Here is a 16,768-nt window from a genome sequence, read left to right on the forward strand (position 1 = left end):
CATCAGCTATGGCTGCGCTTCGACCTCCGCTTCAACCCGGCGATTGATTGCCCGCCCGGAGTCGCTGTCATTATCAGCAACCGGCCGCGACTCACCGTATCCGACAGAGGAGACCCTGCCGCTGTCGATGCCATGCTGATTGACCAGCACATCACGCACCGCATTGGCCCGCCGCTCGGACAGCCCCTGGTTATAGGCATCACTGCCTACGGCGTCGGTATGCCCTTCAACGGTTGTAGTGGTTTGTGGGTATTGCTTCATAAAGTCGGCAAGGCTCTTGATATCGGCCTGGCTGTCTTGTTTAACATCGGATTTGTTGAAATCGAACTTCACATCCAGCTCTACCCGAACCGAATCCACCATTTCAATGGGCTCAGGCTCTGCTTCGGCAGGCGTACTGGCATATTCCTTGAGTGGACAGCCGTTGTGATGCACCGGCGTGTTAGGAGGGGTTCCTGGGCAACGGTCACGACGGTCAAACACGCCGTCGTCGTCTTCATCACCATCCTGGGCATAACAAATCAGCGTGCCAATGACCGCACCGGCCACGGCTCCACCTGCTGCCCACGTAGAACTTTCGATTGCGCCCAGACCAGCACCGGTCAGACCGCCAATTACACTGCACAGGGGCCAGTTCCCTTGGTTGAGCGGCGCATCTCCCGTACTGGAAGTTGTGACGCAACCTGAAAGAACACTGCTGACCAAGAGAATGGGGGCTGCCCCCATCATGGATCTAACTCTCATGGTAGAAATCTCCTGTAATGCCGGCTACTGCCGGTAATTAAGGAGTAAAGACCTACCCTTCAAGCTGCACAAGCCAGCCCCCGAAGGGGCTGGCTTGTTTTCTTCAGAAAGTCTGGGATCAGACGATCAAGGACGCGCTTCTACTTCTGCTTCTACGCGGCGGTTTACGGCGCGGCCGTCAGCACTGGCGTTGTCCGCAACCGGACGCGTTTCGCCATAGCCCACAGCGTTGACGCGATCACTGCCTACGCCGTACTGGTTGACCAGCACATCACGCACCGCATTGGCACGGCGCTCGGACAGGGTCTGGTTGTAAGCGTCGCTACCCACGGAGTCGGTATGACCTTCAACCACGGTGGTGGTTTGTGGGTATTGGGTCAGGAAGTCAGCCAGGTTTTTGATATCGCCGTAGCTTTCTGGTTTGACCTGGGCCTTGTCGAAGTCAAACTTGACGTCCAGCTCTACACGTACCGCTTCCGCTGGCTCGGCAACTGCTACTTCTTCAACCACCTCTTCTTCAACCATAACAACCTGCTCATCGCTGGCGCCATGCACCCAGCAGTAAGCAGCGGCCATACCTGCGCCAACCACTGCACCACCGCCAGCCCATGTCGAGCTCTCGATAGCGCCCAGAGCAGCACCGCCCACACCGCCAATCGCGGCACAGGTTGGCCAATCCGTTTTCTGCAGCCCGGCACAACCGGTCAAAAAGGTACTCGCGACAATCAGGGGTAATGCTTTCCTGGTGATGCTCATATATACGTCTCCTATTGGTAAATCGGCAAAAACCGATACAGACGAAGTAAAGACGTCAGTCGCAAAATATGCCAGAGAATATGCAAACACATTACTAGCACGATCAGTACTAGGCCGCATTGCTGCTGCACGTTAGTCTTTGCACACTTGAGCGAGGAGCCGTTATGTCAGCAACCCCGTCCCCCCGAACACCCCAGCAAGCCCTTGCTGCCCTGTTGGCGCGCTATACGCCAGAACGCCTGTTGGTAGTTGGTAGTCGAAAACTACCTGCGATTGATGCATTTATCCAGGCCCACCCAAGCTGCCACCTGGTCCACGCGGATGCAGGCGCACTGCCTAGTGAAGTGGCCGCGCAACGTTTCGATCTGGCGCTGATCGTCGATTGCCTGGAGCACCTGCCGAAACGCACCGGGCTAGAGCTGCTCGGCGGTATTCGCAACCTGAATGCCAGCCGTATGGCAGTGCTGGTCGACCTGCAGGCTTGTGACTGGCAAGAAACCGACTTGTTTGCCCTGGCCCTGCAGGCCAGCGAGTGCTTCCAGCGCGATAAACAGACACTTAGCCTGTTCACTTACGACCTGCTCGACTACAAGCAAGTACCTGACTGGCTGAACGCCAAGTTCTGGGCCAACCCGGAAAACTTCGGCAAGTATTGGTGGTAACTCCATGAGCAGCACAACCTGCCCCTGTGGCAGCGGCCAATTGCTGACACTCTGTTGCGGCCTTTATCACACAGGCCGCCCGGCCCCCAGTGCCGAAGCCTTGATGCGTTCACGCTACAGCGCCTTCGCCTTGGGACTGATCGATTACCTGGTGCACAGCACACTGCCGGCCCAGCAAGCGAGCCTCGACCACGATGCCATCCGCGCTTGGAGCCTGGGCAGCACCTGGCTTGGGCTTGAAGTCGAGCAGGCGCAGCTGATTGCGGGCGAACCGCAGCACGCCTATGTCATTTTTACCGCGCATTGGCGTGATGATGGCGGCACACACAGCCACCGCGAACGCTCGGCATTCGTGCGCAATAACAGACACTGGTATTTCATTGACCCGACTGTCGAGTTAAAACTTGGGCGTAATGACGCCTGCCCTTGCGCCAGTGGGCTGAAATTTAAAAAGTGCTGCGCAAGTTATTTCTGACTACTGAAGCGGGTTGATAGCGCAGAAAGTGGCGGTAAAGGGCTTTCTGCACGCTGCAGACTAATCCTGCAATTTCAGATGGGAGATATCCGGAGGTGGTCCGGCCGGGGCTTTTTTCGCCTCACCCATGTCGCTGCCGGGCGGTGCCAGGCTGAACTGTGACAAATCCAGGGCCGGAGCCTGTACCGGCGGCTTGCCGTCCTGCACATCATCACCCAGCGGCGCGATGCCAAAATCCGGCGCATCCACCTCCGCGAACGCAGCCATATATTCATCCCGTGGCGCAACCTTAAGGCGCCCCGCCGGTTTGCTGGCCGCTGCCTGAACAGGTACCACAACCGGCGCAGCAACTGGAGCCGAAACTACAGCAGGCGGCGCGGCCAACTCGATTTCTTCGATCTCATCGTCCAGGCAGGCCACTTCGGCCACAGCCCCAGCGCGCTCTAGCGTCGAGCGATATTTTTCCGCGCCAGCCGCGTCCAGATTGCTTTTGATCACGATACGTCGCCCCGAGAACAACAGCGCCAGCCGCTGCTCATCCGCCTGGAACAGCTTGGCCAGGTTAGCCTTCACCAACTCCAACTGGGCACCCGGGACCAACTGCGCACTGAAGGCAATTTCGTAGCGAGCCATGGTCATACTCCTGTCCTATTCGTTGCTCAGTATGGCGCAGGTTTTTTTACCGTCACAACAGGTTGCAGCCAAGCACTTGCTTGTTACACTGATGCGTCATTCGGAGTACGCAATGTTTTATCAGGCGCAAACGATAAGAATTCTCAGCCTATTGATGTTTTTTGGCCTCCTGTCGGGCCTTAGCGGTTGTTCCTCTCCGGGCGATCTGAGGTCGCCCGAAGTACGCCTCGTTAAAGTCGACGTCGTTAAAGCCAAACTGCTGGAGCAGCATTTTACCCTGCGCTTTCGCATCGATAACCCCAACAACTTCAGCCTGCCGGTACGCGGGATGGACTACTTGGTGCATCTGAATCAGGTCAAACTGGCTGAAGGCGAGTCCAATGTTTCGTTTACCGTGCCTGCCCACGGCCACCACAACTTCTCCATACCGGTGCGCACCAACCTCTGGCGCCACCTGCGGCAGATCGTCAAAGCCCTGGACAAACCCGACCAACCCATCCCTTATCGCCTGCAAGGTGCAGTAAAAACCGGCTGGCTGTTCGGACAGAGCGTGCACATGTTGCGTAATGGCGAGATAATTCCCGGCGATTACATCCCGGAGTAACTCGCATGACCCAGCAAGAACACGTCCACGGCCCTGATTGCAATCACGACCACGATCACGCGCACAGCCATGATCACGGTCATGTACATGGCCCGCACTGCAACCACGGTCATCAGGAACCTGCGCGCAACGCCCTGAAAGACGTTGGCCGCAATGATCCCTGCCCGTGCGGCAGCGAGAAGAAATTCAAGAAATGCCACGGCGCATAAGCCTGCGATGAACAACCTGACTCTGCTCGTACTGGTCGGCAGCGCCGTATTGATTGCTGCGCTGGCGTTCTACGCTCTGCACCTGTGGCGGTGTGTCTGGGCCCAGGAAAAAGCCCAGGCCCAAGCGCTCAACACGCAGCGAGAACGCATCGGTGGCGATCTGCGCATCCTCGCTGGTAGCTTGCTTGAGGGCCAGCTGCCGCTGATCGAAGGTGCTATCCGGATCAAGGTATTGCTGGATAACTACGACAGCAGCCTTAGCCAGGATCAGCGCTGTGAGGTTTTTCACCTGCTGTTCGCGGCAACTGCCCAGGTGCCGACCCACGCCGAGTGGAAAGCGCTGGAAAGAAGCGTACGGCGCCAGCATGAGCAGCACTTCAGCGAGCTCGAGCTGCAGCACAAGGCAGCGGCTCGCGCTGCCGCCCGTTGGCTGCTCGATGAAGCCCTGCCGCCGCTGCGTCAAAGCGCCTGATTCGCTCGCCAAGCGCCTTGTCAGGCGTATAGCGGCTGGCTAACGTAGTACGTCCGCACCTGCGCGCCCACGCCTCTGGAAAGCGCACACCCCAATCGACCGTTTTCCACCCGCAAGGAGCCTGCTGCATGCTAGCGCGCGCGTTACGCCCCATGGCCCACCTCAGCCTCGCCGCCGTACTGACGGCCGTCGTCGCGCTCACGGGCTGCCAGTCATTGCTGAACAGCCGTTACAGCGACAGCGTACCCCCGGACCAGGGCATCGTCCGAGTCAAGGGCCTGGCGCAAAGCGTGGTGATCCGCCGCAACCCACTGGGCATGCCGCTGATCGAAACCACCACCTTCCATGACGCGCTGTTCGCCCTGGGCTATGTGCACGCCAGCGACCGCCTCAGCCAGATGGTCGGCCTGCGCCTGATGGCCGAAGGCCGATTGGCCGAGATGGCCGGCCCCGGCGTGCTGGAAATGGATCGTTTTATGCGCGCGGTCAACCTGAAGAAAAGCGCCGAGGTGCTCTACAGCAACGCTTCGCCACGGATCAAACGCTTCTTCGAGGTCTATGCCCGCGGGGTCAACGCCTACCTGTTCCGCTACCGCGACAAGCTACCGATGGACCTGGCCGAGTCCGGCTATCGCCCGGCGTACTGGAAGGCCGAAGACTCGGTGCTGGTGTTCTGCCTGCTGAACTTCGGCCTGGCGGTCAACCTGCAGGAAGAAATCGCCGCACTGGTACTGGCGCAGAAAGTCGGCAGTGAGCAGCTCGCCTGGCTGCTGCCGACCTACCCCGATGAGCCTTTGCCACTGGAGGAAGCCGCCAAACTCAAGGGACTCGACCTCCATGGCCAGCTGGCTGGCTTGAGCGATGTCAGCGCGGCCGTCAGCCAGGTTGCCGACGCGCACATGCTCGGCGTGGCCGCATCCAACAATTGGGCCTTTACCCCGCAGCGCACGCGCAGCGGCAAAAGCCTGCTGGCCAACGACACCCACCTGCCGCTGTCGATGCCCTCGGTGTGGAGTTTCGTGCAGATCCGCTCACCGAAATACCAGGCGGCTGGCGTATCGATTGCTGGCGTACCGGCGGTGGTGGCCGGATTCAACGGCAAGCTGGGCTGGGGCATGACCATGGTCATGGGCGACAACCAGGATCTTTTTCTAGAGAAGGTCAGACGCCAAGGCAGCCGCCTGCATTACCTGGCCGACGGCAAATGGCTGCCGACACAGGAGCGTCAGGAGACCTTCTTTATCAAGGGCCAGCGGCCGATCCGCGAAAGCATTTTCGAAACCCGTCACGGCCCGCTATTGAACTCGGTACTGGGTGAACGCAAACACATGCTGCAGCCCATGCAACTGAGCAGCGGCTATGGCCTGGCGCTGCAAACCACCCAGTTCGAGGCGGACAAGACCCTCGATGCCTTCTTCGACCTGTCGCGCGCCCAGTCGGTCGAGCAGGCCTTTGAGGCCACCCGTGAAGTGCGCGCCATGCCGCTGAATATTGTGTTTGCCGATGCCCAGCATATCGGTTGGCAAGTCACCGGGCGCTTCCCCAATCGCCGCACGGGCCTGGGCCTGATGCCCTCCCCCGGCTGGGACAGCCAGTACGACTGGGACGGTTTCGCCGACCCTATGCTGCACCCCTACGACCAGGACCCGCCGCAGGGCTGGCTCGGCACCGCCAACCACCGCAGCGTGCCGCGCGGCTATGGCATGCAGCTGTCCAACTCCTGGTTCTACCCCGAGCGCGCCGAGCGAATTGCCGCGCTGGCAGCAACCGGCAGGCATGACACCCAGAGCATGATCGCCATGCAGTACGACCAGACCTCGCCCTTTATCGCCAAGCTGCAAAGCATGTTCAGCGCACCAGGTATGGCCGAAGGCCTGCAAGCGGCTATCGACGTACTGCCTGCAGCAGAGCGCAGCAAGGCCCGCGAAGCGTACAGCCGACTGATGAAGTTCGACGGCAAAATGGCCACTACCTCGGCGGACGCTGCGCTGTACAGCGCCTTCCTCTACCAGAGCGCACGGGACACCTTCCTCGACGAATTGGGACCGGACAGCACACCTGCCTGGAAGGCTTTGGTCGAGACCGCCAACAGCTCCTACTCCGCCCAGGCGGACCACCTGCTGGGCCGTGAAGACAGTCCGTTCTGGAACGACACCCGCACCGCACAGCGTGAAGACAAACCCGCCATCCTCGCGCGCAGCCTGGCAGGCGCCATCAGCCTGCTGGAAAGCAAGCTGGGTAGCGAGCGCAGTGCCTGGCAGTGGGGCAAGCTGCACACTTACAGCTGGACCACCGAAACCAGCCAATTGGCGCAATACATGAGCTCCAGCCAGCGCACCAGCATCAACGCCATCAAAGGTTATCTGGACCGCGGCCCCTACCCGGCCGGCGGCGATCACAGCACCCTGAACGTGGCGGCTTATAACTGGGGCGAGAACTTCGACACCTGGCTGATTCCGGCCATGCGCATCGTCGTCGACTTCGGCCGCGAGGAGCCGCTGATCGGACTCAACAGCTCCGGGCAATCCGGCAACCCCGCCAGCAAACATTACGCCGACGGCATCGATGCCTGGCTCAAGGGCAGCTATATGAGCTTCCCCTTCCAGTCGCAGAACCTTGACAAGATGTATGGCAACAAGCGCCTGTTGCTGATGCCGGCGAACTGAAGCGCAACCACGACTGAACGACCGTTCGTCGGCAACCACTGAACCAACTCAGCGGTGGCCGCTCTGACAAAGTGGACTTACTCCATAGATCATCATCGTTTTAGGGCGCTTTTTAGCGCCCTTTCTTTTATGTCTGCCATCCATGGCAGCCACCCTGTGGGCCATCGCTGTGCGACGTTAAAAATTGCTCCAGGCAATTTTTTGCCTGCGACTTGCCCTACCTCATCAAGACATGCAGCTCTAGCGTGCACTTTGTAGCTGGTTCAACGTAAGCTTTGTGACTTGTGCCAACGCTTGATGCCATACCGCAGGGCATTTCTGCCGCGCGACCTGCATAAGCCATCTGTTCTGCTCCCAGTGAGGACTTTGAAATGAGCAACCGCCAAGCTGAAATTGCCGCCGCCCTCGATGTGGTACCGCCCTTTGCCGACACCGCCGCACTGGTCGCGCAGATCGACAAGCGCAAGGCGTTTATCAAGCAGTGCCTGCGGAGCTCGGGTCTGAAGGTGCTGGTACTGGGCATCAGTGGCGGCGTGGACTCGCTGACTGCCGGCCGCCTGGCGCAGCTTTCAGTGGAAGAGTTGCGCAGTGAGACCGGCGACTCGGCCTACCGCTTTATCGCCGTGCGCCTGCCCCACGGCACTCAGCACGATGAGCACGACGCCCAGGCATCACTGCAATTTATCCGTGCAGACGAAGAAGACACGGTGAACATCGCGGACAGCGTACTGGGTCTCGGTGAGCAGGTGGCTCACCTGCAGAAGCTCAGCGATGCCCGCCGCGACTTCGTCACCGGCAATATCAAGGCGCGTATCCGTATGGTCGCCCAGTTCGCCATCGCTAACGCCAATAATGGCCTGGTGATCGGCACCGACCACGCCGCCGAAGCGGTGATGGGTTTCTTCACCAAATTCGGCGACGGCGCCTGCGACCTTGCCCCATTGTCCGGCTTGGTAAAAGGCCAGGTTCGCGCCATCGCCAAGCACCTGGGTGCACCAGAAAACCTGGTATTCAAGGTGCCCACAGCTGATCTGGAAGAACTGCGTCCCGGCAAACCGGACGAGGAAGCCCACGGCGTCAGCTATGCAGAGATTGATGCATTCCTGCACGGCCAGCCAGTGCGCGAGGATGCCTACGCCATCATCGTCCGCACGTTTGATGCCACCCGCCACAAACGCGAACTGCCGCTGGTACCCTGAGTTTCTGATGCATATGAAAAAGCCGGGCATCGCCCGGCTTTTTCATTGTAGTTGGCCGATCAAGCCCGGGGCAGAGTCACACCCAGTTGGCCTTGATACTTGCCGCCACGATCCTTATAGGACACTTCGCAGGGTTCGTCCGACTGCAGAAACAGCATCTGCGCCACACCTTCGTTGGCGTAGATCTTCGCCGGCAGTGTGGTGGTGTTAGAGAATTCCAGGGTTACGTGGCCTTCCCACTCCGGTTCCAGCGGGGTGACGTTGACGATAATGCCGCAACGCGCGTAGGTGCTCTTACCCAGGCAGATAGTCAGCACATCGCGGGGAATACGAAAGAACTCCACGGTGCGCGCCAGGGCGAAGGAGTTCGGCGGAATGATGCACACATCGCTCTTCACATCGACAAAGCTCTTCTCGTCGAAGTTCTTCGGATCGACGGTGGCCGAGTTGATGTTGGTAAATACCTTGAACTCATCGGCACAGCGCACATCGTAGCCGTAGCTGGACACGCCATAAGAAATCAGTGGCTGTGCGCCCTCGGCACGTACCTGGCGCTCGACGAAGGGCTCGATCATGCCGTGCTCTTGAGCCATGCGGCGAATCCATTTATCCGATTTGATGCTCATGGCGACTGTCCTGCTATAGCGAAGGGTGAAAAGTGCACGCATCTTACCGGGGCCGGCGACAGGGTTCAAAGGCTCTTGAGCACGCGCAGGGCGCAAAACGGCAAACCGGCTACCTGTCGCTAAATAACAGAAAGATGCACAGAGCATTCGCGCTTAGCGTTAAAAGCGAGTATGGTTATTCCACTGTGCTGCATGTGTCACCGCGAATCGCTACTTGATGCCTAGATTTCGATCCAAACATCGTCCGACTCCTAGTAACCGTTGCACTCAGTCCCGGCCTGGGCTTTTCCAGGGCTGTTAATAAAATTAGTAGGAGACATAACATGTCGAATCGTCAGAATGGCACCGTCAAGTGGTTTAACGATGAAAAAGGCTACGGCTTCATCACCCCACAGTCCGGTGACGACCTCTTTGTACACTTCAAAGCTATCCAGAGCGATGGCTTCAAGAGCCTGAAAGAAGGCCAGGCAGTGACTTTCGTCGCTACCCGTGGCCAGAAAGGCATGCAAGCTGAGGAAGTACAGGTTGTATAACCTGCACTAACTAGCCTGTTAAAAAGCCCCGCCTAGTGCGGGGCTTTTTTGTGTTCAGCACATCCATGTGCTTCACCCCTTCGGGGCTTGCGCGCAAAAATGCTCCCGGCATTTTTGTGGGCGCTGCTTTTTGCGTAAGTGAAAAAGCCACGCGCAACGCACGTGGCAATCGGTACTTAGTCTTCGCTGATCACAATGCTCGGCATCGCCTGCTGCGCAGCGCCCTGGGCGATACGCGCGCCGACATTACGCGCCGTCTCTTGATAAATCATGGCGATCTGGCTTTCCGGATCGGCGATGGTCGTTGGCTTGCCGCCATCGGACTGCAGGCGGATGGCCATCGACAGCGGCAAGGATGCCAGCAGATCGACACCAAACTGCGCCGCCAGCTTCTCGCCGCCGCCTTCACCGAACAGATGCTCGGCATGGCCGCAGTTCGAGCAGATATGCACGGCCATGTTTTCCACCACGCCGAGCACCGGGATATTCACCTTGCGGAACATCTCAACGCCCTTCTTGGCATCCAGCAGAGCCAGGTCCTGCGGCGTGGTGACGATCACCGCACCCGCCACCGGCACCTTCTGCGCCAGGGTCAGCTGGATATCGCCGGTGCCTGGCGGCATATCGACCACCAGGTAATCCAGGTCGTCCCAGGCGGTCTGGGTGATCAATTGCAGCAGTGCACCGGACACCATGGGCCCGCGCCAGACTACCGGGGTGTTCTCATCGGTGAGAAAGGCCATGGACATCACCTCAACGCCATGGGCCTTGAGCGGCACAAACCACTTCTGATCCTTCACCTGCGGCCGCGTACCTTCCGCGATGCCAAACATAATGCCCTGGCTCGGCCCGTAGATATCGGCATCGAGAATGCCGACCTTGGCCCCCTCGCGCGCCAGCGCCAGCGCCAGATTGGCGGCGGTGGTGGATTTGCCCACCCCACCTTTGCCGGAGGCCACGGCGATCACGTTTTTCACATTGGCCAGCGCCGGCACCTGATCCTGGGCCTTATGCGCCTCGATCACGCAGTCGACCTGCACCTGGGCACGCTCGACACCGTCGAGGTTTTCCAGGGCCATTTGCAGCATTTGCGCCCAGCCGCTCTTGAACAATCCGGCGGCGTAGCCCAGCTGCAGACGCACCTTGACCTGCCCACCCTGGATATCAACCTCACGCAGACAACCGGCGCTGACCGGGTCCTGATTCAAGTGCGGATCGGTGTAGTGGGACAAGGCGGCTTCGACCGCTGCGCGGGTAACGACACTCATGGAAGGCTCCGAAAGGCTGAGTAAAGCAGGCAGGCATCTTACCCCAGGCTAACTCCATAGGCGCACACCGCCAGGCATTGCCCGTGCAAGGATGAAAAATATCCGCCGCCCCTATATAGTTGCCGGCTCCCCTGAGTTACCAGTGCAGCCGACCCCATGAGCCAAGCCCGCAAGATTCTCGTTACCAGCGCCCTGCCCTACGCCAACGGTTCGATCCACCTCGGCCATATGCTCGAGTACATCCAGACCGACATGTGGGTGCGTTTCCAGAAGCTGCGCGGCAACCAGGCCATCTACGTGTGCGCCGACGATGCGCATGGCTCGGCGATCATGCTGCGTGCCGAGAAGGAAGGTATTACCCCGGAACAGCTGATCGCCAATGTGCAGGCTGAACACACCGCCGACTTTGCCGATTTCGGGGTCAATTTCGACAACTACCATTCCACCCACTCGGATGAGAACCGCGAGCTGTCGGCGGCCATCTACCTGAAGCTGCGTGACGCCGGGCATATCGCCACCCGTTCGGTAACCCAGTACTTCGACCCTGAGAAGGGCATGTTCCTCGCCGACCGCTTTATCAAAGGCACCTGCCCCAAGTGCGCGGCCGAGGACCAGTACGGCGACAACTGCGAGAAATGCGGTGCCACCTACGAGCCGACCGAGCTGAAGAACCCGCGCTCGGCCATCTCCGGCGCAGTCCCTGAACTACGCGACTCCAAGCACTTTTTCTTCAAGCTGCCGGACTTCGAGGCCATGCTGAAAAGCTGGACCCGTGGCGGCGCACTGCAGGACGCGGTCGCCAACAAGATCGCCGAGTGGCTGGATTCCGGCCTGCAGGAATGGGATATCAGCCGTGACGCGCCGTACTTCGGTTTCGAGATCCCCGATGAGCCGGGCAAGTACTTCTACGTCTGGCTGGACGCGCCGATCGGCTACATGGCCAGCTTCAAGAACCTTTGCGCCAAGCGCCCGGAGCTGGACTTCGACGCGTTCTGGAACAAGGATTCGACTGCCGAGCTGTACCACTTTATCGGCAAGGACATCGTCAACTTCCACGCCCTGTTCTGGCCGGCCATGCTCGAAGGCGCAGGCCTGCGCAAGCCGACCGCAGTGGCCGTGCACGGCTACCTGACGGTCAACGGGCAGAAGATGTCCAAGTCGCGTGGCACCTTTATCAAGGCGCGCACCTACCTGGATCATCTGAACCCCGAGTACCTGCGCTACTACTACGCCGCCAAGCTGGGTCGTGGTGTGGATGATCTGGACCTGAACCTGGAAGACTTCGTACAGAAGGTCAACTCGGACCTGGTCGGCAAAGTGGTGAATATCGCCAGCCGCTGCGCCGGCTTTATCCACAAAGGCAACAACGGTCTGCTGGTCGCCGGCAATGCCGCCCCCGAGCTGACCGAGGCCTTCCAGGCCGCCGCACCGAGCATCGCCGAAGCCTATGAGGCCCGCGACTTTGCCCGCGCCATGCGCGAGATCATGGCCCTGGCCGACCGCGCCAACGCCTGGATCGCCGACAAAGCGCCCTGGTCCCTGGCCAAACAAGATGGCAAGCAGGACGAAGTGCAGGCTATCTGCGCCCTGGGCGTCAACCTGTTCCGCCAGTTGGTGATCTTCTTAAAGCCGGTGTTGCCGAAGCTCGCAGAGCAGGCAGAGCAATTCCTGAACGTCAGCCCCCTTGAGTGGGATGACTACAAAAGCGCCCTTCAGAATCATCAACTAAACCCATTTACCGCCCTGCTGACCCGTATCGAGCCTGCGAAAATCGACGCCATGATCGAAGCCTCCAAAGAAGACCTGGCAGCCAGCGAAGCCGCTCCAGCAGCCGCCGGCAATGGCGAGCTAACGAAAGACCCGCTGGCTGCAGAAATTGCCTTCGATACCTTTGCCGCAGTCGACCTGCGCATCGCCCTGATCGAGAAGTGCGAATTCGTTGAAGGCGCCGACAAGCTGCTGCGCCTGACCCTGGATATCGGCGATGCCAAGCGCAATGTGTTCAGCGGGATCAAGAGCGCCTACCCGGACCCGAGCAAGCTGGAAGGCCGCCTGACCCTCTATGTGGCCAACCTGGCGGCGCGCAAGATGAAGTTCGGCGTTAGTGAAGGCATGGTTCTGGCCGCCGGTCCTGGCGGTGAGGAAATCTACCTGCTCAGCCCCGACAGCGGTGCCAAGCCGGGCCAGCGGGTCAAATAATCCTGCGACCCGATAGCGCAGACGATAACGATCGACTGCGCTAGCCTTATGGCAGCACCTCAGGAAGGCTGATCCGGCTTGTATGGCAGGTTCGGCTTACCGATAATAGCCACCCCTTTCCTGCGGCCTTTGCCCGTCCATCAATGGAACCCGCAATGACCGAACTCGCCTTGATCATGGTCAGCGCCATCCTGGTCAACAACTTCGTGTTGGTCCAGTTCCTTGGCCTATGTCCCTTTATGGGCGTCTCGAAGAAGATCGAGACAGCCATCGGCCTGTCCCTGGCCACCACCTTCGTGCTGACCCTGGCCGCCATGTGCAGCTACCTGGTGCAGCAGTATGTGTTGAAGCCGCTGGATCTCGAATACCTGCGCACCATCAGCTTTATTCTGGTGATTGCCGTGGTGGTGCAGTTCACCGAAATGGTGGTGAACAAGACCAGTCCGCTGTTGTACCGCGTACTGGGCATCTTTCTGCCGCTGATCACCACCAACTGCATCGTTCTGGGCGTGGCCCTGCTCAACGCCAATAAAGCCGAATTCACCTTTATCAGCGCCACCGCCAACGGCTTTGCCGCCGGCCTCGGTTTCTCCCTGGTCCTGGTGCTGTTCGCCGCCATGCGTGAGCGCATTGCGATTGCCGACGTGCCGAAGTCCTTCCAGGGCGCAGCCATCGGCATGATCACCGCCGGGCTGATGTCCCTGGCGTTTATGGGCTTTACCGGGCTGATCAAGCTATGAGCCTGGTGCTGATCGCCGTACTGGCGCTACTCGCCCTATGCCTGCTGGCCGGCGCCATCCTCGGTTTCGCCGCCGTGCGCTTCAAGGTCGAAGGCAACCCGATTGCCGAACAGATCAATGCCCTGCTGCCGCAAACCCAATGCGGCCAGTGTGGTTATCCGGGTTGCAAGCCCTACGCCGAGGCGATTGCCGACGGCGACAAGATCAACAAATGCCCGCCCGGCGGCGAGGCGACCATCCAGGCCCTGGCCGACCTGCTCGACGTTGAAGCCGAGCCGCTGGACGCCGTGGAAGGCGAAAAGCCACAGATGGTCGCCTATATCCGCGAAGCCGAATGCATCGGCTGCACCAAGTGCATCCAGGCCTGCCCGGTGGACGCCATCGTCGGCGCGGCCAAGCAGATGCACACGGTGATCGTCAGCGAGTGCACCGGCTGTGACCTGTGCGTCGAGCCCTGCCCGGTGGACTGCATCGATATGCTCGAAGTCGGCAGTACGGTACAAAGCTGGAAATGGGAAAAACCCCTGGCCCCCGGCCAACTGATTGCCAGTGACCGGGAGCAGGCGGCATGAGCGCGCAGGAACGTATCTGGGATATCCCGGGCGGTATTCACCCGGCCGAGCGCAAGGAGCTGTCCAACCGCACGCCGATCCAGCCGGCGCCGCTGCCCAAGCGTCTGACGCTGCCGCTTAACCAGCATATCGGCGCGCCCGCAGAACCTGTGGTCACCGTGGGTGAGCGCGTACGCAAAGGCCAACTGATCGCCGCTGCCACGGGTTTTGTCAGCGTACCGGTGCATGCGCCGACCTCCGGCACCGTGAGTTTTATCGGCCCGCAGCCTTACCCGCATGTCTCCGGCATGCTCGCCCCGGCCATCGTGATCGACAGCGACGGGCTGGATGAGTGGATCGAACTGACGCCCTGCGCCGACTATCGCCAGCTGGAAAACAGCGCCCTGCTGGAGCTGATTCGCCAGGCCGGCATTAGCGGTCTCGGCGGCGCAGGCTTTCCCACGGCAGTCAAACTCAACGCGCGGCCGACACAGAAAATCCACACGCTGATCATCAACGGTACCGAGTGCGAGCCTTACATCAGCGCTGACGATCTGCTGATGCGCGAACGCGCCAGTGAGCTGATCAGTGGCATCGACATTCTGGTGCAGCTGATCCAACCGGATCAGGTGCTGATCGGCATCGAAGACAATAAACCCGAAGCCATCACCGCCGTGCGCAGCGCGCTGGCCGAGCGCAGCTATCAGCTCAAGGTATTTCCCACCAAGTACCCCTCCGGTGGCGAGAAGCAGCTGATCCAGATCCTCACCGGCGTGGAAGTGCCCAGCGGTGGCCTGCCGGCGGATATCGGCATGCTCTGCCAGAACGTCGGCACCTGCGTGGCCATTCATGACGCGGTGATCCACGGCAAACCGCTGATTTCGCGCATCACCACCCTCACCGGTGAAGCCCTGGCTCGACCGATGAACGTCGAGGTGCTGCTCGGCACCCCGGCGGGTGAATTGCTGGAGTTTGCCGGTCTCGATCAAGGCAAGCTCAATCGCCTGATCATGGGCGGGCCGATGATGGGCTTTACCCTGCCCGACTTCGCCGTGCCCGTGATCAAGACCACCAACTGCCTGCTGGCCTCGACCACTGCCGAGTTGCCACCGCCGCCACCGGCCATGCCGTGTATTCGCTGTGGTGAATGCGCCGAAGCCTGCCCGGCCAGCCTGCTGCCGCAGCAGCTGCACTTCTTCGCCATCGGCCAGGAACACGAACAGCTCAAGGCGCATAACCTGTTCGACTGCATCGAATGCGGCGCCTGCGCCTACGTCTGCCCGTCGAGCATCCCCCTGGTGCAGTACTACCGAGCCGCCAAAGGCGAGATTCGCGACCTGGAACAGAAGCAGCTCAAGGCCGAGCAGTCCAAGCAGCGCTTCGAGTTGCGTCAGGAACGCCTGCGCCGCGCCGAAGAACAGAAGGAAGCAGAGCGCCAGGCCCGCGCGGCCAAAGCGGCGCAAGCCAAGGCGGCTCAGGCTAAGGCCGCACCCGCCGCCAGCGGCGATGCAGCAGCGGCCAAACCGGCCGGCCTGAGTGATGAGCAGAAGAAGCTCAAGATCGAAGCCAGCATGGCCCAGGTCGCCCTGAAAAAGGCCGAAAAGCAGCTGACCACCCACGCCAGCCCCGAGCTGCAGGCCCAGGTTGACGAGCTACGCAGTGCAGCTGCCGCCGCTCAGCAGGCGCTCGACAGTGTCATGGCCGCCAATCCGCCTGCCCCGGCTGCTGCCCCAGTTGCCGACGATGGCGCATTTAAAAAGGCCAAAATCGACGCCGCCATGCTCCGCGCCCAGGTGCGCAAGCTGGAGAAGCTCGAAGCTCCCAGCGACGAGCAGCAAAGCGAATTGCAGCAGCTGCGCAGCCAGCTGGAAGCCGCCGAGAAACTGCTGGCCAGCCTGGAAGCCCAGGCACCGGCCGCTGCCGCCAAAGCGCCTGAAGCAGAGGCTCTCGATCCGCTGAAAAAAGCCAAGATCGAACTGGCGATGAAACGCGCCGAACTGAAGAAGGCCGAAAAGGCCGGCAGCGATGAAGTCACGCTTGGCAGCTTGCGCGAGGCATTAGCGGCGGCCGAGCAGGCGCTGCATCAGGCTGAGGATGCCTCGGGCAAGCCCGCGCCAGAGTTGGTGCGCACCGACAAGACGCCAATCGACGAAACCACCCGCGCCTTGAAAACCGAAGTGGCCTTTGCCCGCGCCGATCTGCGCAAGCTGGAGCGTGATGACAGCAGTGCAACCGAGGCACTGGCGACTGCACGTCAACGCCTGGCAGATGCCGAGCAGCAACTGGCGGAGCACCAGAACCCGTAAATTCGTAGGGTGGGTTAGCCACAGGCGTAACCCACCGAAGGCAGCCTGACTGCCATAACCGCTGGCCTGACAGCCAGTTGGTGGGTAACGCCGCTACGCGGCTAACCCACCCTACAACAGCTTGT

Annotated in this window: 16 protein-coding genes and 1 pseudogene; 12 read left to right on the forward strand and 5 right to left on the reverse strand. The window is 60.4% G+C overall.

The genetic code is table 11. The features are described from left to right. Window positions 1-6 precede the first annotated feature (6 nt). Together WA145_RS13520 and WA145_RS13525 are read right to left on the reverse strand one after the other, a co-directional pair. A complete protein-coding gene (locus WA145_RS13520) occupies window positions 7-744 on the reverse strand; it encodes an OmpA family protein (protein ID WP_422582081.1) in 738 nt (245 codons plus the stop codon). A 126-nt stretch (window positions 745-870) separates the two neighbouring features. Beyond that, window positions 871-1,224, reverse strand: a pseudogene (locus tag WA145_RS13525) (OmpA family protein); the annotation flags it as partial. A gap of 440 nt (window positions 1,225-1,664) precedes the next feature. Between WA145_RS13525 and WA145_RS13530 the strand changes: the two are divergent. Both WA145_RS13530 and WA145_RS13535 read left to right on the forward strand, forming a co-directional pair. Beyond that, window positions 1,665-2,162, forward strand: a complete 498-nt coding sequence (locus WA145_RS13530) for a DUF6231 family protein (RefSeq protein WP_422582082.1) — start codon at window positions 1,665-1,667, stop codon at window positions 2,160-2,162. A gap of 4 nt (window positions 2,163-2,166) precedes the next feature. Further along, a complete protein-coding gene (locus tag WA145_RS13535) occupies window positions 2,167-2,637 on the forward strand; it encodes a YchJ family protein (protein WP_422582083.1) in 471 nt (156 codons plus the stop codon). A 60-nt stretch (window positions 2,638-2,697) separates the two neighbouring features. Here the strand turns inward: WA145_RS13535 and WA145_RS13540 are convergent, their stop codons facing one another. Then, entirely contained in the window at window positions 2,698-3,270 is a 573-nt protein-coding gene (locus WA145_RS13540; RefSeq protein WP_422582084.1) for a hypothetical protein, read from the reverse strand. A gap of 112 nt (window positions 3,271-3,382) precedes the next feature. Here WA145_RS13540 and WA145_RS13545 point away from each other — a divergent pair, with 112 nt between their 5' ends. From WA145_RS13545 to nadE, 5 genes are all read left to right on the forward strand, one after another. After that, window positions 3,383-3,874, forward strand: coding sequence for an LEA type 2 family protein (locus tag WA145_RS13545; protein WP_422582105.1), 492 nt, complete (start codon window positions 3,383-3,385; stop codon window positions 3,872-3,874). Window positions 3,875-3,879: 5 nt separating this feature from the next. Then, window positions 3,880-4,083 (forward strand): SEC-C metal-binding domain-containing protein, encoded by a 204-nt coding sequence (locus WA145_RS13550; RefSeq protein WP_160087773.1) that lies wholly within the window; start codon window positions 3,880-3,882, stop codon window positions 4,081-4,083. Window positions 4,084-4,090: 7 nt separating this feature from the next. Further along, the gene (locus tag WA145_RS13555) at window positions 4,091-4,555 is read left to right on the forward strand and encodes a DUF2489 domain-containing protein (protein WP_422582085.1); all 465 of its coding nucleotides are present in this window, start codon (window positions 4,091-4,093) and stop codon (window positions 4,553-4,555) included. 152 nt (window positions 4,556-4,707) lie between these two features. After that, window positions 4,708-7,221 carry a penicillin acylase family protein gene (locus WA145_RS13560; RefSeq protein WP_422582106.1) on the forward strand — a complete coding sequence of 838 codons (2,514 nt, stop codon included), beginning with the start codon at window positions 4,708-4,710 and terminating at the stop codon, window positions 7,219-7,221. Window positions 7,222-7,592: 371 nt separating this feature from the next. Continuing rightward, entirely contained in the window at window positions 7,593-8,420 is an 828-nt protein-coding gene (nadE, locus tag WA145_RS13565; protein WP_422582086.1) for an ammonia-dependent NAD(+) synthetase, read from the forward strand. Between the two features lie 59 nt (window positions 8,421-8,479). Here the strand turns inward: nadE and dcd are convergent, their stop codons facing one another. Continuing rightward, on the reverse strand, window positions 8,480-9,046 hold the full coding sequence (gene dcd, locus WA145_RS13570; protein ID WP_325509281.1) for a dCTP deaminase: 567 nt from the start codon (window positions 9,044-9,046) through the stop codon (window positions 8,480-8,482). Window positions 9,047-9,369: 323 nt separating this feature from the next. Between dcd and WA145_RS13575 the strand changes: the two genes are divergently transcribed. Then, complete coding sequence (locus tag WA145_RS13575) at window positions 9,370-9,579, forward strand: cold-shock protein (protein ID WP_090242762.1); 210 nt, start codon at window positions 9,370-9,372, stop codon at window positions 9,577-9,579. Between the two features lie 176 nt (window positions 9,580-9,755). Here the strand turns inward: WA145_RS13575 and apbC are convergent, their stop codons facing one another. Continuing rightward, window positions 9,756-10,847, reverse strand: coding sequence for an iron-sulfur cluster carrier protein ApbC (gene apbC, locus WA145_RS13580; protein WP_422582087.1), 1,092 nt, complete (start codon window positions 10,845-10,847; stop codon window positions 9,756-9,758). Window positions 10,848-11,003: 156 nt separating this feature from the next. Here apbC and metG point away from each other — a divergent pair, with 156 nt between their 5' ends. The 4 genes from metG (at window position 11,004) to rsxC (ending at window position 16,643) form a co-directional block, all read left to right on the forward strand. After that, window positions 11,004-13,046 (forward strand): methionine--tRNA ligase, encoded by a 2,043-nt coding sequence (gene metG, locus WA145_RS13585; protein WP_422582088.1) that lies wholly within the window; start codon window positions 11,004-11,006, stop codon window positions 13,044-13,046. Between the two features lie 155 nt (window positions 13,047-13,201). Continuing rightward, entirely contained in the window at window positions 13,202-13,786 is a 585-nt protein-coding gene (gene rsxA, locus WA145_RS13590) for an electron transport complex subunit RsxA (protein WP_422582089.1), read from the forward strand. Further along, window positions 13,783-14,358: an electron transport complex subunit RsxB gene (gene rsxB, locus WA145_RS13595; RefSeq protein WP_422582090.1), complete on the forward strand. Its 576-nt coding sequence runs from the start codon at window positions 13,783-13,785 to the stop codon at window positions 14,356-14,358. The genes rsxA and rsxB overlap by 4 nt, the downstream gene beginning before the upstream one ends. Beyond that, entirely contained in the window at window positions 14,355-16,643 is a 2,289-nt protein-coding gene (rsxC, locus tag WA145_RS13600; RefSeq protein WP_422582091.1) for an electron transport complex subunit RsxC, read from the forward strand. The genes rsxB and rsxC overlap by 4 nt, the downstream gene beginning before the upstream one ends. Window positions 16,644-16,768: the final 125 nt, after the last annotated feature.

Source organism: Pseudomonas sp. (genome assembly GCF_049301935.1).
Lineage (GTDB): Bacteria > Pseudomonadota > Gammaproteobacteria > Pseudomonadales > Pseudomonadaceae > Aquipseudomonas.

What these genes read in the sequence shown, in the direction of transcription:
- WA145_RS13520 (WP_422582081.1), bottom strand. Translation starts at nt 744, where the DNA reads ATGAGAGTTAGATCCATGATGGGGGCAGCCCCCATTCTCTTGGTCAGC.
- WA145_RS13530 (WP_422582082.1), top strand. Translation starts at nt 1,665, where the DNA reads ATGTCAGCAACCCCGTCCCCCCGAACACCCCAGCAAGCCCTTGCTGCC.
- WA145_RS13535 (WP_422582083.1), top strand. Translation starts at nt 2,167, where the DNA reads ATGAGCAGCACAACCTGCCCCTGTGGCAGCGGCCAATTGCTGACACTC.
- WA145_RS13540 (WP_422582084.1), bottom strand. Translation starts at nt 3,270, where the DNA reads ATGGCTCGCTACGAAATTGCCTTCAGTGCGCAGTTGGTCCCGGGTGCC.
- WA145_RS13545 (WP_422582105.1), top strand. Translation starts at nt 3,383, where the DNA reads ATGTTTTATCAGGCGCAAACGATAAGAATTCTCAGCCTATTGATGTTT.
- WA145_RS13550 (WP_160087773.1), top strand. Translation starts at nt 3,880, where the DNA reads ATGACCCAGCAAGAACACGTCCACGGCCCTGATTGCAATCACGACCAC.
- WA145_RS13555 (WP_422582085.1), top strand. Translation starts at nt 4,091, where the DNA reads ATGAACAACCTGACTCTGCTCGTACTGGTCGGCAGCGCCGTATTGATT.
- WA145_RS13560 (WP_422582106.1), top strand. Translation starts at nt 4,708, where the DNA reads ATGGCCCACCTCAGCCTCGCCGCCGTACTGACGGCCGTCGTCGCGCTC.
- nadE (WP_422582086.1), top strand. Translation starts at nt 7,593, where the DNA reads ATGAGCAACCGCCAAGCTGAAATTGCCGCCGCCCTCGATGTGGTACCG.
- dcd (WP_325509281.1), bottom strand. Translation starts at nt 9,046, where the DNA reads ATGAGCATCAAATCGGATAAATGGATTCGCCGCATGGCTCAAGAGCAC.
- WA145_RS13575 (WP_090242762.1), top strand. Translation starts at nt 9,370, where the DNA reads ATGTCGAATCGTCAGAATGGCACCGTCAAGTGGTTTAACGATGAAAAA.
- apbC (WP_422582087.1), bottom strand. Translation starts at nt 10,847, where the DNA reads ATGAGTGTCGTTACCCGCGCAGCGGTCGAAGCCGCCTTGTCCCACTAC.
- metG (WP_422582088.1), top strand. Translation starts at nt 11,004, where the DNA reads ATGAGCCAAGCCCGCAAGATTCTCGTTACCAGCGCCCTGCCCTACGCC.
- rsxA (WP_422582089.1), top strand. Translation starts at nt 13,202, where the DNA reads ATGACCGAACTCGCCTTGATCATGGTCAGCGCCATCCTGGTCAACAAC.
- rsxB (WP_422582090.1), top strand. Translation starts at nt 13,783, where the DNA reads ATGAGCCTGGTGCTGATCGCCGTACTGGCGCTACTCGCCCTATGCCTG.
- rsxC (WP_422582091.1), top strand. Translation starts at nt 14,355, where the DNA reads ATGAGCGCGCAGGAACGTATCTGGGATATCCCGGGCGGTATTCACCCG.